The sequence below is a fragment of the Trinickia dinghuensis genome (assembly GCF_003367175.1).
Classification (GTDB): domain Bacteria; phylum Pseudomonadota; class Gammaproteobacteria; order Burkholderiales; family Burkholderiaceae; genus Trinickia; species Trinickia dinghuensis.
The window spans coordinates 333,694-353,648 of the sequence record NZ_QRGA01000007.1; the positions used below are offsets into that span (position 1 = coordinate 333,694).

At 64.2% G+C, this 19,955-nt stretch carries 15 protein-coding genes and 1 tRNA gene; 7 read left to right on the forward strand and 9 right to left on the reverse strand.

The annotated features are described in order from the left end of the window. Window positions 1–3 precede the first annotated feature (3 nt). The 7 genes from DWV00_RS13990 to wecB all read right to left on the reverse strand — a co-directional run bounded on the left by DWV00_RS13990 (window position 4) and on the right by wecB (window position 11,447). Window positions 4–1,197 carry an alginate O-acetyltransferase AlgX-related protein gene (locus tag DWV00_RS13990; RefSeq protein WP_115534171.1) on the reverse strand — a complete coding sequence of 398 codons (1,194 nt, stop codon included), beginning with the start codon at window positions 1,195–1,197 and terminating at the stop codon, window positions 4–6. Beyond that, on the reverse strand, window positions 1,194–2,210 hold the full coding sequence (locus DWV00_RS13995) for an alginate O-acetyltransferase AlgX-related protein (protein ID WP_115534172.1): 1,017 nt from the start codon (window positions 2,208–2,210) through the stop codon (window positions 1,194–1,196). Before DWV00_RS13995 ends, DWV00_RS13990 begins: the two co-directional genes overlap by 4 nt. Before the next feature lie 109 nt (window positions 2,211–2,319). Continuing rightward, complete coding sequence (locus DWV00_RS14000) at window positions 2,320–3,012, reverse strand: alginate O-acetyltransferase AlgF (protein ID WP_181885449.1); 693 nt, start codon at window positions 3,010–3,012, stop codon at window positions 2,320–2,322. Between the two features lie 130 nt (window positions 3,013–3,142). Beyond that, window positions 3,143–5,740: an NfrA family protein gene (locus DWV00_RS14005; RefSeq protein WP_115534174.1), complete on the reverse strand. Its 2,598-nt coding sequence runs from the start codon at window positions 5,738–5,740 to the stop codon at window positions 3,143–3,145. Beyond that, complete coding sequence (locus DWV00_RS14010; RefSeq protein ID WP_115534175.1) at window positions 5,737–7,911, reverse strand: glycosyl transferase family protein; 2,175 nt, start codon at window positions 7,909–7,911, stop codon at window positions 5,737–5,739. The genes DWV00_RS14005 and DWV00_RS14010 overlap by 4 nt, the downstream gene beginning before the upstream one ends. Next, window positions 7,908–10,139, reverse strand: a complete 2,232-nt coding sequence (locus DWV00_RS14015) for a cellulose biosynthesis cyclic di-GMP-binding regulatory protein BcsB (RefSeq protein ID WP_115534176.1) — start codon at window positions 10,137–10,139, stop codon at window positions 7,908–7,910. The genes DWV00_RS14010 and DWV00_RS14015 overlap by 4 nt, the downstream gene beginning before the upstream one ends. A 78-nt stretch (window positions 10,140–10,217) precedes the next feature. After that, the gene (wecB, locus tag DWV00_RS14020) at window positions 10,218–11,447 is read right to left on the reverse strand and encodes a non-hydrolyzing UDP-N-acetylglucosamine 2-epimerase (RefSeq protein ID WP_115534177.1); all 1,230 of its coding nucleotides are present in this window, start codon (window positions 11,445–11,447) and stop codon (window positions 10,218–10,220) included. A gap of 733 nt (window positions 11,448–12,180) precedes the next feature. On the opposite strand from wecB, the gene DWV00_RS14025 reads away from it, so the two are divergent. Then, window positions 12,181–13,443 carry a multidrug effflux MFS transporter gene (locus DWV00_RS14025; RefSeq protein ID WP_115534328.1) on the forward strand — a complete coding sequence of 421 codons (1,263 nt, stop codon included), beginning with the start codon at window positions 12,181–12,183 and terminating at the stop codon, window positions 13,441–13,443. A gap of 104 nt (window positions 13,444–13,547) precedes the next feature. Here DWV00_RS14025 and DWV00_RS14030 read toward each other — a convergent pair whose 3' ends face one another. Then, window positions 13,548–14,441 (reverse strand): LysR substrate-binding domain-containing protein, encoded by an 894-nt coding sequence (locus tag DWV00_RS14030; protein ID WP_147297897.1) that lies wholly within the window; start codon window positions 14,439–14,441, stop codon window positions 13,548–13,550. A gap of 114 nt (window positions 14,442–14,555) precedes the next feature. Here DWV00_RS14030 and DWV00_RS14035 point away from each other — a divergent pair, with 114 nt between their 5' ends. From DWV00_RS14035 to DWV00_RS14055, 5 genes are all read left to right on the forward strand, one after another. After that, a complete protein-coding gene (locus tag DWV00_RS14035) occupies window positions 14,556–15,158 on the forward strand; it encodes an LOG family protein (protein ID WP_115534179.1) in 603 nt (200 codons plus the stop codon). A gap of 83 nt (window positions 15,159–15,241) precedes the next feature. Next, window positions 15,242–15,991, forward strand: a complete 750-nt coding sequence (locus DWV00_RS14040) for a hypothetical protein (protein WP_220274695.1) — start codon at window positions 15,242–15,244, stop codon at window positions 15,989–15,991. After that, the gene (locus DWV00_RS14045; protein WP_115534180.1) at window positions 15,988–16,374 is read left to right on the forward strand and encodes an NUDIX hydrolase; all 387 of its coding nucleotides are present in this window, start codon (window positions 15,988–15,990) and stop codon (window positions 16,372–16,374) included. Before DWV00_RS14040 ends, DWV00_RS14045 begins: the two co-directional genes overlap by 4 nt. Then, a complete protein-coding gene (locus DWV00_RS14050; RefSeq protein WP_147297898.1) occupies window positions 16,367–17,293 on the forward strand; it encodes a DUF6024 family protein in 927 nt (308 codons plus the stop codon). The genes DWV00_RS14045 and DWV00_RS14050 overlap by 8 nt, the downstream gene beginning before the upstream one ends. Beyond that, the gene (locus DWV00_RS14055) at window positions 17,290–18,162 is read left to right on the forward strand and encodes a DMT family transporter (protein WP_115534182.1); all 873 of its coding nucleotides are present in this window, start codon (window positions 17,290–17,292) and stop codon (window positions 18,160–18,162) included. The genes DWV00_RS14050 and DWV00_RS14055 overlap by 4 nt, the downstream gene beginning before the upstream one ends. A gap of 295 nt (window positions 18,163–18,457) precedes the next feature. Here the strand turns inward: DWV00_RS14055 and DWV00_RS14060 are convergent. Next, a tRNA-Arg gene (locus DWV00_RS14060) sits at window positions 18,458–18,533 on the reverse strand. A gap of 410 nt (window positions 18,534–18,943) precedes the next feature. On the opposite strand from DWV00_RS14060, the gene DWV00_RS14065 reads away from it, so the two are divergent. Further along, window positions 18,944–19,846: a c-type cytochrome gene (locus DWV00_RS14065; protein ID WP_115534183.1), complete on the forward strand. Its 903-nt coding sequence runs from the start codon at window positions 18,944–18,946 to the stop codon at window positions 19,844–19,846. The last annotated feature ends 109 nt before the right edge of the window (window positions 19,847–19,955 follow it).

Sequence of the window (19,955 nt, forward strand, 5' to 3'; positions counted from 1 at the left end):
CCCTCAGTCTCGCGCTTTCGCATCGGCACCGGCCGTCACCGGCCCCGATGCATCGGTCGGCAACTCGGAGAGCGCATCCTCCGACATCTCCCAGATCACGACGCGCAGCGAGCGTGGCCACGTCGCCCGCTTGGCCCAGATCGAGGCGAACGCGCGATCGAATCGTCCATCGTCGACGCTGACATTCCAGACCTCGCGGCCCAGCGCCCGACCCAAACGATCGGCGAAGCCGCTGCGCCGGGAAAACGAGCTGCCCGCCAGCAGCACCTGCGCGGGCGGCGTGTCGTCGAGCAAGCCGCCCGATTGTTCCGGGCGGATCGTCTCGGGCATCTCGACATCGACCGGTGGGCGCCAGCCGTCGGGAACGTTGGCGAGTCCGGCGAGGTGCAGCAGATCGCCCACGCGCGGCTGCACGCCGGTTTCGTGCTCCACCGTGAACCGCACGTCGCCGTGGCCGCCGACATGCGGCAACACGGCAGCGGCCACCGCATCGGCCGCCGCTTGCGCGCCCCGTGCGTTCCAATGCACGTCGGTGCGATAGAAGGACGGGCGAGCGTTCGTCAAAGGGCCCAGCAAGTCGACCTGCACAACGCCCTCACGCGCAAGCGCACTGTGCCATGCGTCCCAGGTCGCCGTCATCCGCGCGTCCTGGTGCAGACCGCAGAGCGACTCGGTTTCGACGCGCGCCTTATCGGGTACGGTCGCGACGACGAGCGTGATGCCCTCGCTACGCAGCGCCGCTGCGTAGCGGCGCATTGCCGCGACTTGTTCTTGCATCGCGGTGTCGACAGGAAGCTGCGTGAGCGGCGACGGCCGCGGGCGCAAGCCATCCTCGTAGAAGAGCCAGCCTGGGCAACCTTCGCGGACCTGCGGCCCGAGGTCGCCGAGCACGCGGTAGCGCACCGCTGCGCTCGCGCGGCGAACCGCGGCCGCATAGGGGACGTCGATGGCGCGATCGACGGCATGCATCGCCTCGCCGCTGCGCCACGCCTTCGTGTCGTCGAGCGAGAACGTCGGATCGGCCTTCGCGTGCGTCACGAGCGATACCACCGCGAGCGCGAACGCGGCGACGAGCAACGCGGCGAGACACGCCGCCATCGCGCCGTGCCCGCCCTCGCCCGATCTTCTCGGCGAGCCCTCGCCGCGCCGGTCTCCGGCACCGGTTGCGGCGTCGTGTCGAACGGCGGCCTCGGTCATTGCGCGAGCGCCTTCTCGACACGGTCGAGCCAAGCGCTCTCGGCCATGATCGACGGCGCGTCCCATTGCCCCGAAGCGTTGGGGCCGAAGGCCATCTGCCCTTCGTTGAACTGCCATACGAGGGCCTGCGGCTTCTGCTTGGCGAACGCGGGAGATTCCAAGTAGTTGAGCAGCGTCTTCCACGGCCCGGTATCGCCGAACGTCCAAGTCAATCCAACCGGACGCGCGAGCGTATGCGCCAGCCGCTGCGGAAAACCGAGGTAAGGCTGCACCATGCTGTTGCCGACCACCTGCACGACGGGCACGGCATCGGCCAGCAGGCCGCCGCCGTCGGGTTCATCGCGCACGATGAAGCGGTCCTTTCCGATCACGCGGCGGCGTTCGGGCGGCAGCAAGGTGGCGAGATCGCCGAAATCCATCGACTCGGTCCAATCGCCGAGCGCCGGCGGGTCGGACAGCTCGCCGCGCAACGGGCCGGCGGCCGAGAGGCGATCGGCCGTCGCGTCGGCAACGGCCTCGGCCGTATGGCCCGACCAGTGATAGTCGGCGCGGATGTAGGTGCTGTCTTGGCTCGTATCGACGTTCGCCAGCGCCGAAACCGCATCGACGAAATCAAGACCGGCCTGCTTGCCGTGGGCGAGGATCGCCGCGTAGCGCTGCGCGACGGACGGCGACAGCGCCGCGCCCTCGGGCAGTTTGTCAGCGGCGGCCCGCGCCTTCAGCGGCGCCACCACGATCGTGCAATGGATGCCGTGGGCGGTGAGCTTGCCGACCGCGGCGCCGATCAGATCGACGACTTTCAGGCATGCGGGGGTGTCGTCGTCGACATAGCTTTCCCAAGCCGGAAAGAGCCATCGGTCGCGGCCTTCGATCACGGCCTGCTGTGCGGCGCGCGCCGCGCGGGGCACGAAGGACAGGCCGGCCACGAACGGTGCCGCCGCCAAGGCGAGCAGCAAGCGGCGGCGGCGCGGAACGGGGACGGTGCCCGCATCGAGAAAATGAATCGGTTTCATCGCAAATGTCGTTCGGTAAGAGAGAGTCACAGTGCGGTCTTGCGCGGTTGGGCTTGGGCTTGGGTTTAGTCGCAGCCGTAGCCGAAGCAGCCAAACCAGCGTTGTCCAATCACGGCTTGCGTCCCGGCCATTCGAGCGTGTCGAGCGCGCCGCTCAGCACCGGCCGCGCGGGCGAACCCGATAGGAACAAGCTGAAGCTCTGCCCCGCGGCGAGCCGAGGCAGCGCGAACGGCGGCGACACGGCGGCGCCGCAGACGGCCACGAGCGTGGCCGTCACGGGATTGATCGAACGCGATGCCGCGTGGCCCGCCGCGACATCCGAGAAGATCGCCGATGCGGGGTTGCGCTCGAGCGCGACCTTGCCGTCGCATCCCTCCACGAAATTGAACAGGCGAAGTTGGGCGCGCAATGCATCGGTGCTCGACACCGGTGCCGCGATCGGCCGCGCGTGCCAGCTGCCGGCTTCGTCGCGCTCGAGCGCCACCGTGAGCGTCTCGCCGACCGTATCGGCGCCCGCCACCTTCGCACCGCCCGCTTCTCCCTTCGGCTCCCCCGCATCGACTGTCACGCGCAGCGGCGTGCCCGGCCGCACGACGTCGAGGCGGCTGGCCGTGCCCGGCGCCAGATCGACGAGATGGCCGCCGCTCGGCAATGCAACCTTCGCCGTTTGCTCGGACAAGTTGACGACGCGCAGAAAGGTGGCATCGGCCGGCGGCTGCGGCCCGTACAGGCTTGCGACGTCATCGGCGGCAGCGGCATGGGCCGTCGGCGACCCGGCCGCGGCGGCAAGGGCAATCGCCATAGCGCCTGCAAGGGCAAGTGCGCGGCACGCCGTCGCGCGAAGGGTTTGGTCTGAGCGTGAGGTTACTTTCATCGTCGTTATGATCTTGTTAGGACTGCTCAATAAGGTCGAATGAGGCCGTCTATCGTCGTCAGTAAGAAAACACCGCGCTGCAAAACACGCCGCGCGCGCGGTCGTCGCCCACGATCTTCCATCGGTACTGGACCGACAACTCGATCGACGAGCGCAGCGTGTCGTAGCGGCCGTCGCGGAACGCGTAGCGTCCGGTCACGCCCACGCCGGCCCCGACCGGAATGCTGCTGTCGATGGTCGAGTCGTAATCGGCGCCGACGACGGCATACGGAAACAGCGTGAAGCGCGGACTGACGCGATCGACCCGGTAAGTCCGCCCCGCCTCGAGCACGGCAGTCGCGTAATTGGACTGATGCACGAAGTAGTGGCCGCCCTCGGCATACGCCGACAGCGTCCACCAGGACGGCACGTCGACACGCCGTTCAGTGCCGATGCCGCCCGAGTACGCGAGCCGCGCGAGCCAATCGCCCTGCGCCTGCGAGCCGATCGGGACGATGCGTTCGAAGGCCGCGATGGCGTCGAGATTCGCGAACGGCTTGCCGCGCACACCGAACGCGGCTTCGAGCGAATCGGCGCCGCTCGCGCCGCCGCCGGCCACGCCGAAGCTCTCGTAGCCGCGCGCATAGAGTTCGAGCATCCGATCGCCGAGGCTGCCGAACGGGCGCCAATACACCTCGGTGCCGGCCTGCCAGCTGTTGCTCGTTACCGGTCTTGGCGCCGATAGGTAGCCCGATTGCAGACCGGCGCCGCGATAGTCGAGCGTGACGTCGAAGCCCCAGCGGCGCGTCGCCTCGGAGTGCGCCGCGCGCAGGTCCTCGAGCTGCTGAGCCTCCGCGCCTTTGACGGGGCCGCGCACGTGACGCCGGCTCTCGGCGGCGAGCTTGTCGATCGCCCGCTCGAAATAGCGCGCCGAAACGGCATCGCGATTGGCGGACTCGGCGGCGTAGCCCACATCGGCCAACGTCGAGGCCGGCAGCTTGCCTTGCGCGTCGGCCTGCTTGAAGGCTGCCAGTGCGCGGGCGTTGTCGCCTGCCCGCAGCGCGACGTAGCCCGCGTCCAGCGGCGGCAGCGAATCGAACAAACCGTCGGCAATCAACTTGCGCGCTTCGTCCGCCGATTCGCGCGTCAGCCCGGCATCGTCGAGCGCATCGATCAGTTCGACGCGATGCTGCGCACTGTCGGGCGCCGCCGCCACGGCTTCGCGCGCATAGCGCACGGCCGCTTGCTTGTCGCCGCGCTCGCTCGCGCGTTCGAGCTCGCTCGCCGCGGCATAGCCCGGATCGGCCGGCCAGACATCGCAGCTTTCGCCGAAGTCGGGGTCGTTCTGGCAATCGACGATGGGGCGGGCCGCGTCAGGCCGCGCCACGTCAGGCCGGGTCGTGTCAGGTCGGGCCGAATCAGACCGGGCCGAGGCGAGCCCCGGCGCTTTGCGCGCCTCCGCCGCGAGTTGCCGGCGCGCCCGGGCCAAGCGCTCCGTGATGAACGCATCGGAGTCGTCTCCCGTCGGCTTCAGCGCGGCGAGCCGGTCCGCGGCCTGCTTCGCCCTGCCTTGCGTCATCCAGATATCGGCGGCGATCGCACGCGCGCTGTTCAACGTGGCACGCGTCTCGTCATGATCGTGGAAGACGATCTCCAGGTCGGCGTCGGCTTGCTCGATGCGCCCCTGGGCCACCCGCGCGTAAGCGCGAAACACATAGGGCATGACCTCGGTGTCGTCGTAGGCGATCGCATCGCTTGCCGCGGCCTCGAGCCCAGGCCAATCGCCGGCCGAGATCAGCTTGTCGAACAATGCGACGCGATAGTCGGTGTTGTCCGGTGCGTAGGCGACGGCCTCTTTGCCCGCCGCGATAGCAGCGGACAGATCCCCCGCTTTCCGCGCCGCGAACGCCCGCTTCGATGCCTGCGGCGCGAGGCCGTTGCCGATGAACGTGCGGCGTAATCTGAGATCGTCGCTGTCGCCGAATTGTCGAACCGCATCGACGTCGGCCTGCCAAGCGAGCGTGTCGTTGCCGGCCGCGCTTGCCGAATCGATCAGCAACAGACGCAATCGCAGCACGTCGGGCCGCAGCGCGATCGCGCGCTGGGCGTTTTGCGCGGCGTTGGCGAAGTGCTTCGCAGCGTAGGCTAGATAGGCGCTGTGTGCCGCGTCGAACGCCTCGCCCGTCAATGCATCGCTGGGTACCGGTTGGGCAGGCGCGCTCCGCGCGATCTTCGTCGCAGCTTTCGCCACGGCATCGATTTGCCCGCGCCGCTTCACGAGCGGACGTCGCGGTCCTAGCACTTTGATGGCGTCGCCGAGCGCTTGGCTCGCCGCGGCATAACGATGTTGTGCGGCGAGCGAGTTGGCCAGCAATAGGCGCAACTCGGGCACGTCGGGCCGCTGCCGAATCGCCTCGCGCGCGAGTGCGGCGGCTTGCGCGTAGTCGTGCTGTCCGTAGTCGGCATAGGCCTGCTCGGCGACGCGATAAGCCGCACCGGCGAGCGGCGGAGGCGGCTGCGCACCCCTGTCCTCGCTCGCATGCACGGGCGCTTGCGCGAACGCGAAGCACGCCGCACAGGCCTGCGCCACTAACCGAAGCTGCCGCTTCAACGACACCGGCGGCGTGGATATCGTGCCGGGAGAAAACCGCGCATTCGAATTCAGACGGCCGCTCATGCCATGACTCCCGTCGGTCCGCTTGCGCGACGCTGTTCTTGGACGACGCGTTCGATCGCCTCGCGCGATACGACGCCGCGCGCCACCATGAAATCGCCGATGCGGCCATGCCGATCGGGGAGGTATTCGGTCAGCGCCGCTTCGAACGCTTGCCGGCGCACATAGCCGCGCTCGATGAGCAGATCGCCGAGCAGCGGCACGCTCGCCGCGCGTCCCAATCCGCCCTCTCCGTCGACGTGCGCCCGCTCTTCGGTTTTCGCCGGCGTGACGCCGCGCAGCCGCCGCAGCCCGAAAGCGATCTCGCCTTCTCGTACGATGCGTTGCTCGATACCGCAGCCCAACTGCGCTTCGAACTGCGCGACCCATGCGTCGCCAAGCGGGCTCGCGGTCAGTACGACAGCAAAGCCTTCGGCGTTGTAACCCTGCGGCAAAATTCGATAGCGGACGATCGTATCCAGCGGCAGCAAGTCTCGATGACGCTCGAGCGAGGCCGCATCGAGCGCGCCGCGGCCGATATCGCTTTGAAAGGCGATCGCTTCGGCGAGCGTCTCGTCGTCGAGCCAGCCCTTGGCCATCAGCACCCGTCCGAGCGGCGCCTCGCGGGCATGCGCTTCGTCGAGCGCGCTTTGAAGCTGCTCGGCGTCGATCGCCTGCCACGAGATCAGGAGTTCGCCGAGCCGCTGACGCCGGTCGAGCAGTCCATCGGCCGACGGAAAATCGTGCATCGTCTTGTCCCAGGCGAGCCGCTTGCCCGTAAAGACGTGCACGAGAAAGAGCCGCCACGCACGCGCCACGGCCAAGAAGTTGATGTAGTTGGCAACGACCATGCGCGGCGCCGAGAGCAACCCGTGCTCCCAACCGTACAGGCGCGTGACGAAGTAGATCCGCTGCACGGTGCGCAGCATCAACGCCACGGCATTGATCCAGAGCAGTGCGCGGAACCAACTCGCGTCGGCGAGCGGCGAAGCAGCGAAAGGCGGCGCGATGCCGAGTGCGTCGGCCAGCGCGAACAGCAGAAACTGCGCGACGAGCACGTACGCGAGCATGCCGACGATCGCCGTGACCGTGCCCTTGCGATCGCGCAGCAGCAGATAGCGATTGGCGAGCGAGCCCGAAAAACCCGTTTGCCGCCAGCCCTGCAACCCGATTCCGAGCGTCCAGCGCGCGCGCTGCCGATAGGCCGTGCGCAGCGTGTCGGGGAAAAATTCGCGCACGCAAAGCGGCATCGTCAACGTGAACTCGCGCACGGGGCCGAGGCCGAACCATGTCTTGCGGCGCGCCGCGAACGTGACGGGAAAGCGCGCGAAGATCGACTGCATGCCGAGCTTGGCCAGCCGCGCGCCGACGTCGTAGTCCTCGGTCAGACTTTCGGTGTTGAACGGCTGATTGTCGGTCTCGTCGATCAGCGCAAGCAGCGCGCGCCGAGAAAAGCAGGTCCCCACGCCGGCCGAAGGCACCGCGCCGGCCAAGCTCTCGCGCACGACGAGGTCCTTCGCGTGCCACTCCGCGAACTCGTCCATATAGGTGCCGGCCACGAGTTCGAACCAATGCCGCTCGAGCGAGGCGACGGGCAACTGGATCATGTCCTTGCGCGGCAGCAGGTAATTGAAGAACTTCAATTCGAGCGGATGCAATACGTCTTCGCTGTCATGAAGCACGACACCCGCGAACTCGATGTCCGCTTCGCGCTCGTACTTGAAGATCGCTTGGATGACCCAGTTCAGGCAATCGGCCTTGCAGGTCGGCCCGTCGTGCGGCACCTCGACGCGGCGTAGCTGCCGGTAGCGGCGGCGCATGCGCTCGACTTCCTCGATCGTGCGCGCATCGTTGCGGTAGGTCCCGACGAACACGACGTATTGGCGGTAGTCGAGTACGCGCACCAGATCCTCGAGCATCGCCGCGATGACGTCGTACTCGAGCCAAGCGGGCACCATGATCGCGATCGGCTGTTCCTCGCGCGCCTGCAGCTCGGCGGCCGTGAGCGGACGGAAGCGCCGCTTCACGGTGAATTGCCGATAGGTCTCGCGTGACCAATACCAGAGATCGACGAACAAATCGTCGAGGCTCGAGACGAAGATGGCAACGGCGACCACGGCGGCGACGAGCTCGAGCGCCGTGAAGTAGCGGCCCATGGCGTAGCCGCCGTACCAAGTCCATGCCGCGAGGCTCATTGCGCGTCGCCCTTCGCCCGGTGACGACGGCGTTCGACGCCGGCAACCACGAACAGCGCGAGCAGCAGTGCGACGATGCCCGTGGCGATCAGCCACGGCAGGCGGCGCGAGAATGCATCGTCGGCCGCGTGGTCGGTGACGACTTCGCCCGGATGGCGCGAATCGAACAGCCGCACGACGCCATCTTTAGCGACGAGTGCCACGTCCCCGCGTGCGAGACGCAGCGTGGACGGCACCTTCGGCGCCGCGCCGCCGAGCGTGCGATAGGCGATCCCTGTCGTCCCGTTCGCATGCGTCACATCGAGGACGGCGAGGTTCGAGAGACCCGAGACGTCGGCATAGACGCGCCCCGATTGGTCGACGAGCGTAAGACGGTTGTTCGACAGTTGCGCGAGCGCCGCTTTTTCGTCTTGCAGCGCAACGTCCATCGCGAGGAACGGCCCGCTCGGCGCCGCCGCCGCGCCGCTCGCCACAACCGAGAACGTCGCCCTCGTCGGCGCGATGCCCGCCACGTCGGCCAACCGGGCCACGCGGGATACCGCTTGCGTCGCATCGTCGAGATACGCGGCGGGCACGATCACGTTCGCCGCCGTCGCGAAACGCGCGAGCATGCCGATGAAGTCGTCGTCGGTGGAGGCGCGCGCGAGCGTCAGGTGACTGGTCGGGAGGATCGCGACCGGATATCCCTGCGAGCGCGCCTCGCAGTCGCCGTCGGGGCGACGCTGAAACACGACGCGCAGCGTATTGGTCGGCGCGAGCGCGTAGCGCGGCACGTGCGCGGTAATCCGCTGCGGCTTGCCGTCGCCGTCGAGCATCTTCGAAGCGATCAGCACGCCGTTGAGGTAGACGGAAGCGATGTTGCCGTCGTGGCGCGGCGTCGGAGCGGCAGCCACGTCGAGCGCGAGCTGGTCGGGCAGCTTGCCGTTCGCGGCGACGGCAGCCAGATCGAAGCTGGCGTCCCACATCGCGCGGCCGAGCACGTCGAGCGTACGCGGCTCCCCGCCGAGCGCCGACAACGCGATCCGCTTGACGTCGGGGCTCGGCGTATCGTCGAGCCGGTGCACGACGTAGCGGTCCGCCACGCCGATGGGTCGCCAGTCGTGCACGAGCGCTTGCGCGGCAACGCGGTCGCCGACGACGATCGTCGTTTGCCCCGGCAAATGGGCGATGCGGATTTCGCCCGCCGCGAGCGGGGTGGTGATCGGCGCGAACGCGCGCGTGCGCCACGCATCGAAGGCGGCCGCGCCGTCGGGCGAAGCTGCGGCGATCTGCTGACGCAACGCATCGAGCGCCGCATTCGCTTGCTGGCGCAACGCGTCGTCCGCGACGATGATGTCCGGCGCAAACGCAGTGGGCGAAGCGAGTACCAACGCCGCGCCGACTTGCGCCGCATCGGCAAGCTTGACGCTGCCGCCGCCGGCGAGCGCCGCGAACGCGGGCACCGCACGCAGCGCGGCGGGCACGCCGGCCGCATCGACCTCGACCGTGTCGCCCACCTTCGGCCAAGCACGCACGACGGGCCGCCGGCCCTCGCGCTCCATCAGCGTGTCGACACGCCAAGCGGTGTCGAACGCTGCATCGCTGATATGCGCGCCCGAGATCGCGATGACGGGCGCCGCCGGCAGTGCGCTCCATGCGGTGCGTACGTCCGCGATGGCGCCCGGATCGAAGCTGTACGTCAAACGCGAACTCGGCGCCACGCGCAGCACGTTGCCGATGGCCGTCTGGTCGGTACACAGCCGATCGTCGAGAATCGACGACCATTGCAGCCCCACGCGCACGAAGCCGCTCGCGCGCGGCGAGCCGTCCACGCCGACGCTCGCCTGCGCATCGCCCTGCGGCGGCACGAAGCCGCGCGCCAGCACGGGCGAACCGTCGAGCGAGACGAGCATCGTCTCGCGGCCGCCGTCGGCATGCAGATACCCGCCGTCGATCTGCAGCGTTGCGTTGTCGATCGGCAGTCCCGCGGGCACCGGCAAATACAGCTCGTGGCGCGTGTCGGGCGCGGATAGCACGAGCGGATCGTGCAAACCGAGATCGGCGAGCGAGACGCTGCGCGCGACGACACGATGCTCGCCGAGGTGGGCAAAGGTATCGGTCAGGCCGGTCGAGGCGGCATCCGTGGCCGCCGGCGCCACCGCCAACGCGGCGTGGGCGAACAGCAGAACCGGCGCGGCGCACAGGGCGAGCCGCAGGCGCGCGACGGCGCGCGTGGAGGAATCGGACATCACGGTCTATCGGAATGAGGTGAGCGAGTTGTGAAAGGACTGAGGGCACCCCGATGGGATGCCCGCACGGCACTAGAGCTAGAGCGCGAGTCCGACGCGGCCGATGGCCAAGTCCGCGCGACGAGGAGCGGCCGTATAAATCGATGTGTCGATCTCCTGCCGCCGCACCGTGCTGGAGAACTCGGTGAGCGGCTGCCCCGCGAGCGCGGCGACGATGCGCTGCGCCGCGAGACCGTCCCCATAGGGGCTGATCGGCTCGCGCGGCGCCACGCCTGCACGCCGCTCGTCGAGCAGCGCGCGCACGCCTTCGACGATCGACTCGGTGCGCGTCCCGACGAGCCGAACCGCGCCGGCCTCGAGCGCTTCCGGACGTTCAGTGACGTCGCGCATGACGAGCACGGGTTTGCCCAGCGCGGGCGCTTCTTCCTGGACGCCGCCCGAATCGGTCAATACGATGGCCGCACGCTGCATGAGGCGCACGAAGCCGAGATAGTCGAGCGGTTCGATCAAGTGCACGCCGGGCGTATCGCCGATGCGGGCACGCGCCGGTGCGCGGACGTTGGGGTTCAGGTGGACGGGATAGACGATTTGCACGTCGCCGCTGCGGGCGAGTTCGTCAAGCGCCGTGCAGATCGCCGCGAAGCCTTCGCCGAAGCTTTCCCGCCGGTGGCCCGTCACGAGCACGATCGGTTTGGCATCGTCGAGTTCGGGCAGCTGTGCGTCGAGCTTGGCGCGCAGCGACGCGTCGGCATCGATGCGCGCCGTCGTCGCGTACAGCGCGTCGATGACGGTATTTCCGGTCACGACGATGCGGCCCTGCAGCGCCTCGGCCATCAGATTGGCCTTCGCACTGTGCGTGGGGGCGAACATGAGGTCGCTGATCGCATCGATGATGCGGCGATTCATTTCCTCGGGCCACGGGCTCGACAGATCGCCCGTGCGCAAACCGGCTTCGACGTGGCCGACAGGGATACGGCGATGGAAAGCGGCCAACGCCGCGGCGCAAGCCGTCGTCGTATCGCCGTGAACGAGCACGTAGTCGGGGCGCTCTTGCGCGAGGACGTCGTCGAAAGAAAAGATCAGCCGTGAGGCAAGACCGTTCAGCGTTTGATTGGCCGTCATCAGCGCGAGGTCGTATCGCGGACGGATATCGAATAATTCCAGGACTTGTTCGAGCATCGACCGGTGTTGGCCGCTCACGCAAACGATCGACTCGAGGCCGGGCGCTTCTTCGAGTGCCTTGACGACGGGCGCCATCTTAATCGCCTCGGGACGCGTGCCGAAAACGGACAGAATCTTCAATGCCATCGTGTGACTTCCCCGGTGAATTTCTTTTATTCGGCCGTTTCGCGCCTGGCTCGCTTGCTAACGCGTTGCTACAAGCGGCGGAGGCGCCGACGTCCGACTGGTCGTATTGTTCGGCTTACGTTGGCGGCGATCGATCCGATGCCCGTGAATGGGCCTTGGACAACGATGCCGCGCAATCGCGCCGGAAACGAATTCTCTGAAATTCCGAGGGGCGACCGTACAAACAATCGTTAAATCTCTCAAAATATATTGTTAAAAATTGTTGAGATGTTCGGGTGCAAACGATTTACCGATGATAGGGATTCAGCGTTTTTCGCGCGGCCACGACACCTTACATTTTGACCATCTGCCTCGATTACGGTTGACCGAAATCTCGGAAATCGATCTACCTGATCACTATCGAATCTCGTTAATATTCGTGACGTGCGAGTCGAATAACACCAATCGATCGCACACCCATGAAGATTGAAAATTGCGGCGCAATCGATTGCGCAACATAGACAGATTAGTCTTGTGTGATCTGAAAACGGAAGATGGAAGACGGCATCGTTGAGTACTTCGACGCCTGCGTAGCCCAAGGGGGCGACGACCTAGCCTTCATCGGACATGCACTGGGCGTGATTGCCTGTGCCGCAAGCAAGCCTCTCGAGGACTCACTACAATAGCGGGATCGGTTCCACGCTGGTTGCCGAATGAAAGAGCCGCCTCGGCACCAGCCTTCCCCCTAGCTGTGATGACCCTAAATACCACCGACCGCCTCGCCACGCCCGTGCGAGCAGCGAATTCTCCGCGTTTTCTGCTGTTCCTGATCTGCCTGTTCTCGTCTGCGGGGCAGTTGGCCATCGACATTTATGTTCCGGCCCTGCCCGCGATGGCGCATTACTTCGGGACCTCGCCGCAGGCAATCCAGTCGAGCGTGTCCGGCTACCTGGCCGCCTACGCGCTCGGCCAGCTCATCTTCGGCCCGATCGCGGACGCGTACGGCCGCAAGCGTGTGCTCGCCTTCGGGCTGATCGTGTACACGATCGGCTGTCTGCTCTCGCTCTCCGCGCCGAATCTCGAGACGTTCATCCTCGCGCGCTGCCTGCAAGGCTTCGGTATCGCGGCCACGAACTTGCTCGCCAAGGCGATCATCACCGATTCGTTTTCGGGACAGACCTTGATGCATGCGTTCACCTACATGGCGATCGCATGGGGGCTCGCGCCGATCGTCGCTCCGGTCATCGGCGCGCATCTGCAGACCTGGTTCAACTGGCACGCGTGCCTGGTGTTTCTGCTCGTCTATTCGCTGCTCATGTGGGGCACGCTGTGGCGCTATCACGAGACGCTGCCGGCGCCCGTGCATTTGGAGCTGCGCACGCTCGTGAAAAATACGGGGATGGTGCTGTCTAGCCCCGTATTCCAAAGCTGCTTTCTTGCGCAAGGGATTTGCTACAGCATTCTGCTCGTGTTCAATATCGTCGGGCCGTTCATGGTTCAGAGCACGCTGCATAAGCCGCCGACCTACTTCGGCTATCTCGCGCTCGGCATCGGGATGATGTACTTTCTCGGCGGTCTTTCGAATCGTATCCATGGCCCGGGGCTGCCCAGCGCCGAAGCGCGGCTGCGCATCGGGGCGCGGGTGATGGTTGTGGCGTCGGTGGCGATGCTCGTGCTGGCGTTGACGGTCGGGCTGCGTGTCTGGACGCTCGCCGTGCCGGTGCTGGTCATGGGGCTGTGCGCCGGCGCGATGTATCCCACCATGATGGCCAAGGGCAATTCGCTGTTCCCGCATATCGCGGGCTTGACGAGTTCGATTCTGGGCTGCGCGCTGCTGCTCGTTTCGTCGGCGATGATGGCGCTGGCCGGCTTCGTGTCAGTGCACGTGCTGCTGCCGCTTTCGATCTTCTTCGTGATTCTTGCGTGCACGGTTGTCGTGATGGTCACGAAGCTGCTGCGGCACCTGTCGGCGGTGGAGGGTGAGGCGGGGCAGAGGCGTCAAGGGGAAGCGGCGTAAGATGCCGTTGCGAGTGACGTTCGGTGGCCCGGCTTCAGGCGGGGTCGGCTCGGACAATAGAGAGAGAAACCCATTAGCCTTCGTGCAGGGCAATCAGCAAGGCATTATCGACTAGCCGGTGCGAGTTCCAGCCCGGCCCCAAGAAGCCAATCGACGAAGGAGGCACTTTTCGACCTCTGCCCTTCTTCGCTGCGCGTGTATATCCACGTCCCACGATCGACCGCCGAGAAACCGAGCGGGGCGATCAGCGTGCCGTTGAGAATCTCGTGGCGAACGAGAAATTCGGGCGCGATTGCAAATCCCAGCCCGCCCTTTGCTGCCTCGATCGATAACGATAGCGACTCGAACACCGTGCCGCCGGGAAGATCGAGTTTGAGCCCCACGGCATCGATCCATTCGCTCCACGCATTCAATCTCGATGTCGCGTGCAGGAGCGGCACGTCGCGAATCTGCTCGAGCCCAGTGGGCGGAGTCGGCCAGCTCGGCGAGCAGACAGGACCGATCCGGTCGGTTACCAGGCGAGTGACGTCGGCACCCTCAACTGGTGAAGACGAGTGCCCACTTAAAATCAGCACGTCGACCTTGCCGGCCAATAGCGCGTCCACCGTTGTGCGGGTCTGAAAATGCAGCAGCAAATCCGGATGTTCCTGCGCAAATCCCTCGATACGCGGTAGCAGCCATTGGGCTAGGAAGGTGGTCGAACACGCAATCGTCAGGGCCTGCGTGGCGGCGTCGGATCGAATCTGCTGACACTCTTGTTCCAAGATGGAAAAGGCATGTTTGCAGGCCTGACGAAGCCGTTCGCCGTTTCGCGTAAGACGCACGCCGCCGCTGTGCCGCTCGAACACGGGCTGCCCGAGCCACTCCTCCAGCGTCCGCATCTGATGACTGATCGCTCCATGGGTCATTCCGATCGACGCCGCAGCACTAGAAAAGCTCGAATACTCGGCGACCGCCTCGAAACTCAACAGAGTGCGGACGACAGGCAGTCGCTTCATCGGGTTGTTAATTTTCTTCACGGCTCATGTTGAGAAAATTCGCTCGTATTTGAATGCACGCTTATCTTAACATTCAGGCCTCTCTTGAATTTATGCGTTCTTTGCGGAGGAAGGATGTATTCGGATATCGTGCAGGAGCTCCAAGGCGTGCACGAAGTCTCAAAAAGATTGGGGGCCGCTGTTAGCATATTTGGCAGCGCACGCGTGACTACGGCTTCTCCAGAGTTTGAATTGGCCCGGCAGGTTGCGCATAAGCTGGCCATTCGAGGATACGCCGTGATTTCAGGCGGCGGCCCCGGAATCATGCGTGCGGCTCTGGAAGGCGCACGCGCCGGCGGATCGCCCGCCGTCGGTTTCAATATCAAGCTGCCTTTCGAGCCTCTCGACGTGGAGCAACAGGATATTTCGCTAACGTTCGAGCATTTTTTTACGCGCAAATTCGCTTTCTGCCGATGCTCCGACGCCTTCGTCGTCATGCCCGGCGGAATGGGGACGCTCGACGAATTGTTCGAAATTCTGACGCTCATGCAAACAGGAAAATTGGAATCACGGCCAGTCGCGCTAGTCGGCTCCGATTTTTGGTACGGATTGTTGCAATGGCTTCGAGCGCACCCAGTTTCATCCGGTTTGATATGCGCGGATGAAGTGGATTCGATCGGAATCTGCAACAGTGCCGACGACGTCGTGTCATTTCTCGCCGAACGGTTAGGCGGTTAGCGCATCGGCATCGATCACGGCCGGACCCTTCTGGAGAGAGAAGACATTTGCTTTTACAAATCGATAAAACGGAGTGTATTTCGATGACGACTTCGGCACCTCAACTGGTCATGTTTACCGGTGGCCGCGATAGCACGCTCGCTGCCTGCTTGTTGATGTTGCAGGGAATCCCTGTCCATCTTTTCAGCGCGAACAGCGGGTGTTCGATCCATCGCGGCATCCTTTCTTATCGCGTCGATGAATTGAAGCGCCGCTTCGGTGAATTGGTCGTAACTCATGTTGTGGAAGACATTAGCGGTGCATTCCGCAGCATTGCCATCGCCTCCCTGGAGGACGACATCGTCCGAGACAAGAAGAATCTGGTTCTTCTTGGCGAAAAAATTGCCATCCACGCGCATGTCATCAACTACTGCAAAAGAAGCGACATCAAGATCATAAACGACGGAATTGCGTCCTATCAAAATGAATTTCCCGAGCAACGCATGGTTGCGAAGGAATATTTCGTTGAATTCATGAAGGAGTATGGCATTACGTATCACAGCCCCATTTATGAATTTGCTCAATCAGTTGACGACGTGAAGTACCGTCTTTTGCAGCTTGGTGTTTCGACTAAATCTCTCGAGGGCATCTCGATTTTTGCCGACAGTTTCTCGACGCCATCGGATGAAACGATCCTCTCATACCTCGCAAGGAAAGAGGGGATCTGTCGAGACATTATCGAATTGCTTATCGGTCAGGCAAGGGAAAATCGACGGACGATCGGCGCGACGACGATGAACGGCTCGGCCACCCAGGAAGCGGTCGCTGCTCATTCTTTGAGTCAACTCGCATGATCGAAAAGTGTGCCGCGATCATCCTCTGCCAGCGCCGCCTTCTTGTCGTGCGTAAGCGCGGCGCATCGGTGTTCATTTCCCCGGGAGGAAAGATTTCCGAGGGCGAAGCACCGATCGATTGCTTACGCCGTGAATTGCGCGAAGAACTCTGCGTGGAATTAGTCGATGCCGAGCCCTTCGGCACGCACGAACGGGCTGCCGCGGACGAGGATTCCATGATCCGGGTCCACACTTGGAATGTCACCGTTTCGGGCACATGCACTCCCAACTCGGAAATCGAGGAGCTGAGATGGATACGCGGGGGCGACACACATGCGGTTGGCTCGGTGTTCGCGGAATGCGTCATGCCTGAACTAATCCGCTTGGGTCGCCTCGATGCCTAAGTCAACGCGCCGCGGTGAGGCGGAGCCGAGGGAAGACGCGGCTGCAATTCATCCGGATTTGCAGGGCCAACATGAGCGAGGCTACTACCGCGCCTGCTCGGTACTGCGAAGCGAATTGAAGGCTCTCCTGGCAATGCACCTGGTGATCGACCATGACCTGTTTTTATTGTCCAACACCACGCAGGGGTTGATGACCGCAATGGCAGGGCTTGCGTCCGACGGCATCGCGCTTCGCATGAGCGCGGATGCCTATCCGCCATATGCAACTTTGCCGGCATGGCCTCACGCCGCAAATATGTCGGAAGTGTCGCTGCAGACGCATGTCGATCCGCTTTCCGGAAACGTCTCGATTGTGTCTTCGACGGAGACGACCCCTTCCGTTCTCGATGCGGCGCACTCCTTTGCCACCATCGGCCATCACCGGGAGAGCCTGACGGCCGATATCTTTCTGTGCCCGCTGCATAAGCATGCCGGCATCAGCGCCGGCCTTGGCCTGCTGGCAATTCGTAAAAACTTGAACCTACACGGCCTGCACATGTATGCCGAGGTCGCGGAGGCTGGGGCTTCCTCTCGAACCTTGCTCGAACATGCAGTCGAGCACATCCGGGCGGTCGAAGGCCGTCTCGTGAATTTAATGTCCCTTGAAGTCGACGAAGACATCCGTGCTGCGCTCGAAGCAAAGGGGGTCGGCGTATTGACGCCCGTTGGCGCAAGGCTGCCTTTTATTTGTTTGCGCGGTGTCGATCCTGCACGCGCCGCGAGCGCCTGCAGTAGCGTCGGACTGCAAGCGAAATTTTTTCGCGTGCAGAACATCGTCCGGATCTCGGGCGCAATTCGCGGAGCGATCGACAGTGCGCCAATCGACTGCTCGCGAATGCTGAAGCGAGCACTGTCAATTCTCGTGAAGGAAAGCCGATGAACGCGGCAGAATCGCGGAAAGGACTCTATTTGGCTCTGCTTGGCGCGACGTTGCTGAGTTTCGATACATTGCTGCTGCGCTTGATAAACAGCGAACCGCTTCAAGTGGCGTTCTGGCGCGGCGCGCTCATGTTCGCCGCTGGCGCAAGCGGCGCGCTTCTCCTGCGCCGCCGGTCGCCTTCCGCCGATATCGCCCTGGGTCGGATTGAACTGGCTGTTGCCGCGTGTTACGGGTTGTCGTCCGTGACGTTCGTCGTCAGTGCGATGATGACTAGCATTTCGAACATGCTGACCATTATCGCAACCGCGCCGCTTTGGGCGGCAATCGGGGCGGGACTGTTCTACCGAGACTGGCCGCCACTGAGAACATGGTTGGGTTGCACGGTCGCGTTGGCGGGAATCGTCATTGTTGTATGGCCGACGTTATCTGCAGACGCGCACGTCGGACCGGGCGACTGTCTCGCTTTGGTGACGGCATTATCGATGTCAGCCGCTTTTCTGTTGTCACGCCGCTCACGTGCCAATCTCGCACTTGCCCCCGCGTGGGGAGGGTTACTGGTCGCGGTCACGCTCGCCCCCGTAGTACCGGCATTCCATTTTTCCAGCACTTACAAGTTGATTTTGATGCTGGGAGAAGGAACGCTGCTCGTTCCCTTGGCGCTTGGACTGATCGCGGCCGCGGCGCGCCACTTGCCCGCCCCGCAGGTTGGGTTGTTTCTATTGCTCGAAACTATATTGGGACCGCTTTGGATATGGGCCGTTCTCGGTGAGACACCTACAAAGTATGCTGTGGCCGGCGGGGGAATCGTTGTTCTATCGTTGGCGGCGCATAGCGTCGTTAGCCTGCGTGCAACGCGCCAGTCGCCGTGATCGCGGTTCGGCGCCACTGCATCCAGCGTTTTACCCGACAGATTCTGCAAGGTTATCTGCCAGGAAATATTCCTTCTCGCGAGGCTCCGCATGCTTGATCTGCAACTCGGTGAGCTGTCCCATGGTGTACCCCAGAATCAAAATCGAGGAAAAACCATTTTGGGGTACACCTCCGGGCATATGCAAACGCCGGATTTCGCCGGAATTCCCGGGCTTTCCCCGGACGCAAAAATCCCGCAACGCCTTATCTGGCGGGGTTTTTCAGGATTTCGCGGGAATTCTTCAGAACATCAGATGGCGCGCCCGGCTGGGATCGAACCAGCAACCCCTGCCTTCGGAGGGCAGTACTCTATCCATTGAGCTACGGGCGCTTCAGCGCGTAGGCGGTGCGAGCGGGGAGATGCTCGGAGCCAAGCGAGACCGAGAGGATACCTGGTTTCGCCTATCGCGTCCACCGAGCCCCGGCCGTCACGGGCATAGGCCATGCACTTTCCGAGCCAGCGCACCCCCTACCCACTCAATAACCGTTCCGCCCCGCCCCCCAACCGCCCCCAATAAACCGCATCCGCCAGGGCAAACCCGGGTAAACGCCGCCCCCTCGCCCCATCCGCCCCGCTCGCCCACGCCAAAACGTTGAGTCTATAATCGACCCGTGTTTGATCGAATTAATTAAGTCGTTGCCGACTTAGCCGTTGCAGGTTTCAGGTTCAAGGTTTTAGCTGTTGCTGTTGCCGTTGCGCTGTACCGCTCACCAACAATATTCCCGGGAGACGAGACAAGCATGAGCGAAGCACCACACGAAGCCCCGATCAAGACGCCCGGCCAGTTGATCGCCGCCGTTATCGCGGCGTTCGCCATCCCGATCGTCGTCATCATCCTGTTGGCGTACTACGTCAATCAGTCGATACGCACTGGCGCCGGCACCGAGGGTCTCGCCGACAGCACCGTCGCACAACGCATCGCGCCGATCGCGAAAGTCGACGTCCACGACGCCAACGCCCCGCATGTCTTCAAAACCGGCGAAGAAGTCTTCAAGGCCGTCTGCACCACCTGCCATACGCCCGGCGCCGCCGGCGCACCCAAGTTCGGCAACAACGCCGACTGGGCGCCGCGCATCGCGCAGGGCTACGACACGCTCGTACAAACGGCGCTGCACGGCAAGGGCGCCATGCCCCCGCGCGGCGGCACGAGCCCCGACGACTACAGCGATTTCGAAATCGCCCGCGCCGTCGTCTACATGGCCGATCATTCCGGCGCGAACTTCCCCGAGCCTGCCGCACCGGCCTCCGGCGCAGCAGCAACCCAAACCGCCGCTTCGGCTGCTTCGCCGGCGTCGGAGCAAAGCGCCAGCGCCAGCAGCGGCGCAAGCGATCAGGCCGCCGCAGCAGCCGCGATCGCCGCCCTGCCTAGCGCACCGGCGCCTACCTCTTCGAGCGCCGATAACGCCCAGGCAGGCAAGGCCCTGTACACGCAAGTCTGTCAGGCCTGCCACGCCGCCGGCGTCATGGGCGCACCGAAGTTCGGCAACAAGGCCGATTGGGCGCCGCGCCTCAAGGATCCGATGAACGTCATCTACAACTACGCGCTGCACGGAAAAGGCAACATGCCTCCCAAGGGCGGCTCGCAGGCATCGGACGACGACGTCAAAGCCGCCGTCGATTACATGGTCAGCGCGGCCAAGTAAGGCCCGCGCAAAAACTTAGGCCCCGAGCGGCGGCAGCGACTCGGGGCCTAAGCGATCCTAAGCAATCGATCGACTATCGAGGGTCAATAGTCGACGGTCGACGTTTCGA

Coding starts and splice junctions, on each gene's coding strand:
- DWV00_RS14065 (WP_115534183.1), top strand. CDS start 18,944: ATGAGCGAAGCACCACACGAAGCCCCGATCAAGACGCCCGGCCAGTTG.
- DWV00_RS13990 (WP_115534171.1), bottom strand. CDS start 1,197: ATGACCGAGGCCGCCGTTCGACACGACGCCGCAACCGGTGCCGGAGAC.
- DWV00_RS14005 (WP_115534174.1), bottom strand. CDS start 5,740: ATGAGCGGCCGTCTGAATTCGAATGCGCGGTTTTCTCCCGGCACGATA.
- DWV00_RS14000 (WP_181885449.1), bottom strand. CDS start 3,012: ATGGCGATTGCCCTTGCCGCCGCGGCCGGGTCGCCGACGGCCCATGCC.
- DWV00_RS13995 (WP_115534172.1), bottom strand. CDS start 2,210: ATGAAACCGATTCATTTTCTCGATGCGGGCACCGTCCCCGTTCCGCGC.
- wecB (WP_115534177.1), bottom strand. CDS start 11,447: ATGGCATTGAAGATTCTGTCCGTTTTCGGCACGCGTCCCGAGGCGATT.
- DWV00_RS14025 (WP_115534328.1), top strand. CDS start 12,181: ATGACCCTAAATACCACCGACCGCCTCGCCACGCCCGTGCGAGCAGCG.
- DWV00_RS14010 (WP_115534175.1), bottom strand. CDS start 7,911: ATGAGCCTCGCGGCATGGACTTGGTACGGCGGCTACGCCATGGGCCGC.
- DWV00_RS14040 (WP_220274695.1), top strand. CDS start 15,242: ATGACGACTTCGGCACCTCAACTGGTCATGTTTACCGGTGGCCGCGAT.
- DWV00_RS14015 (WP_115534176.1), bottom strand. CDS start 10,139: ATGTCCGATTCCTCCACGCGCGCCGTCGCGCGCCTGCGGCTCGCCCTG.
- DWV00_RS14055 (WP_115534182.1), top strand. CDS start 17,290: ATGAACGCGGCAGAATCGCGGAAAGGACTCTATTTGGCTCTGCTTGGC.
- DWV00_RS14030 (WP_147297897.1), bottom strand. CDS start 14,441: ATGAAGCGACTGCCTGTCGTCCGCACTCTGTTGAGTTTCGAGGCGGTC.
- DWV00_RS14050 (WP_147297898.1), top strand. CDS start 16,367: ATGCCTAAGTCAACGCGCCGCGGTGAGGCGGAGCCGAGGGAAGACGCG.
- DWV00_RS14035 (WP_115534179.1), top strand. CDS start 14,556: ATGTATTCGGATATCGTGCAGGAGCTCCAAGGCGTGCACGAAGTCTCA.
- DWV00_RS14045 (WP_115534180.1), top strand. CDS start 15,988: ATGATCGAAAAGTGTGCCGCGATCATCCTCTGCCAGCGCCGCCTTCTT.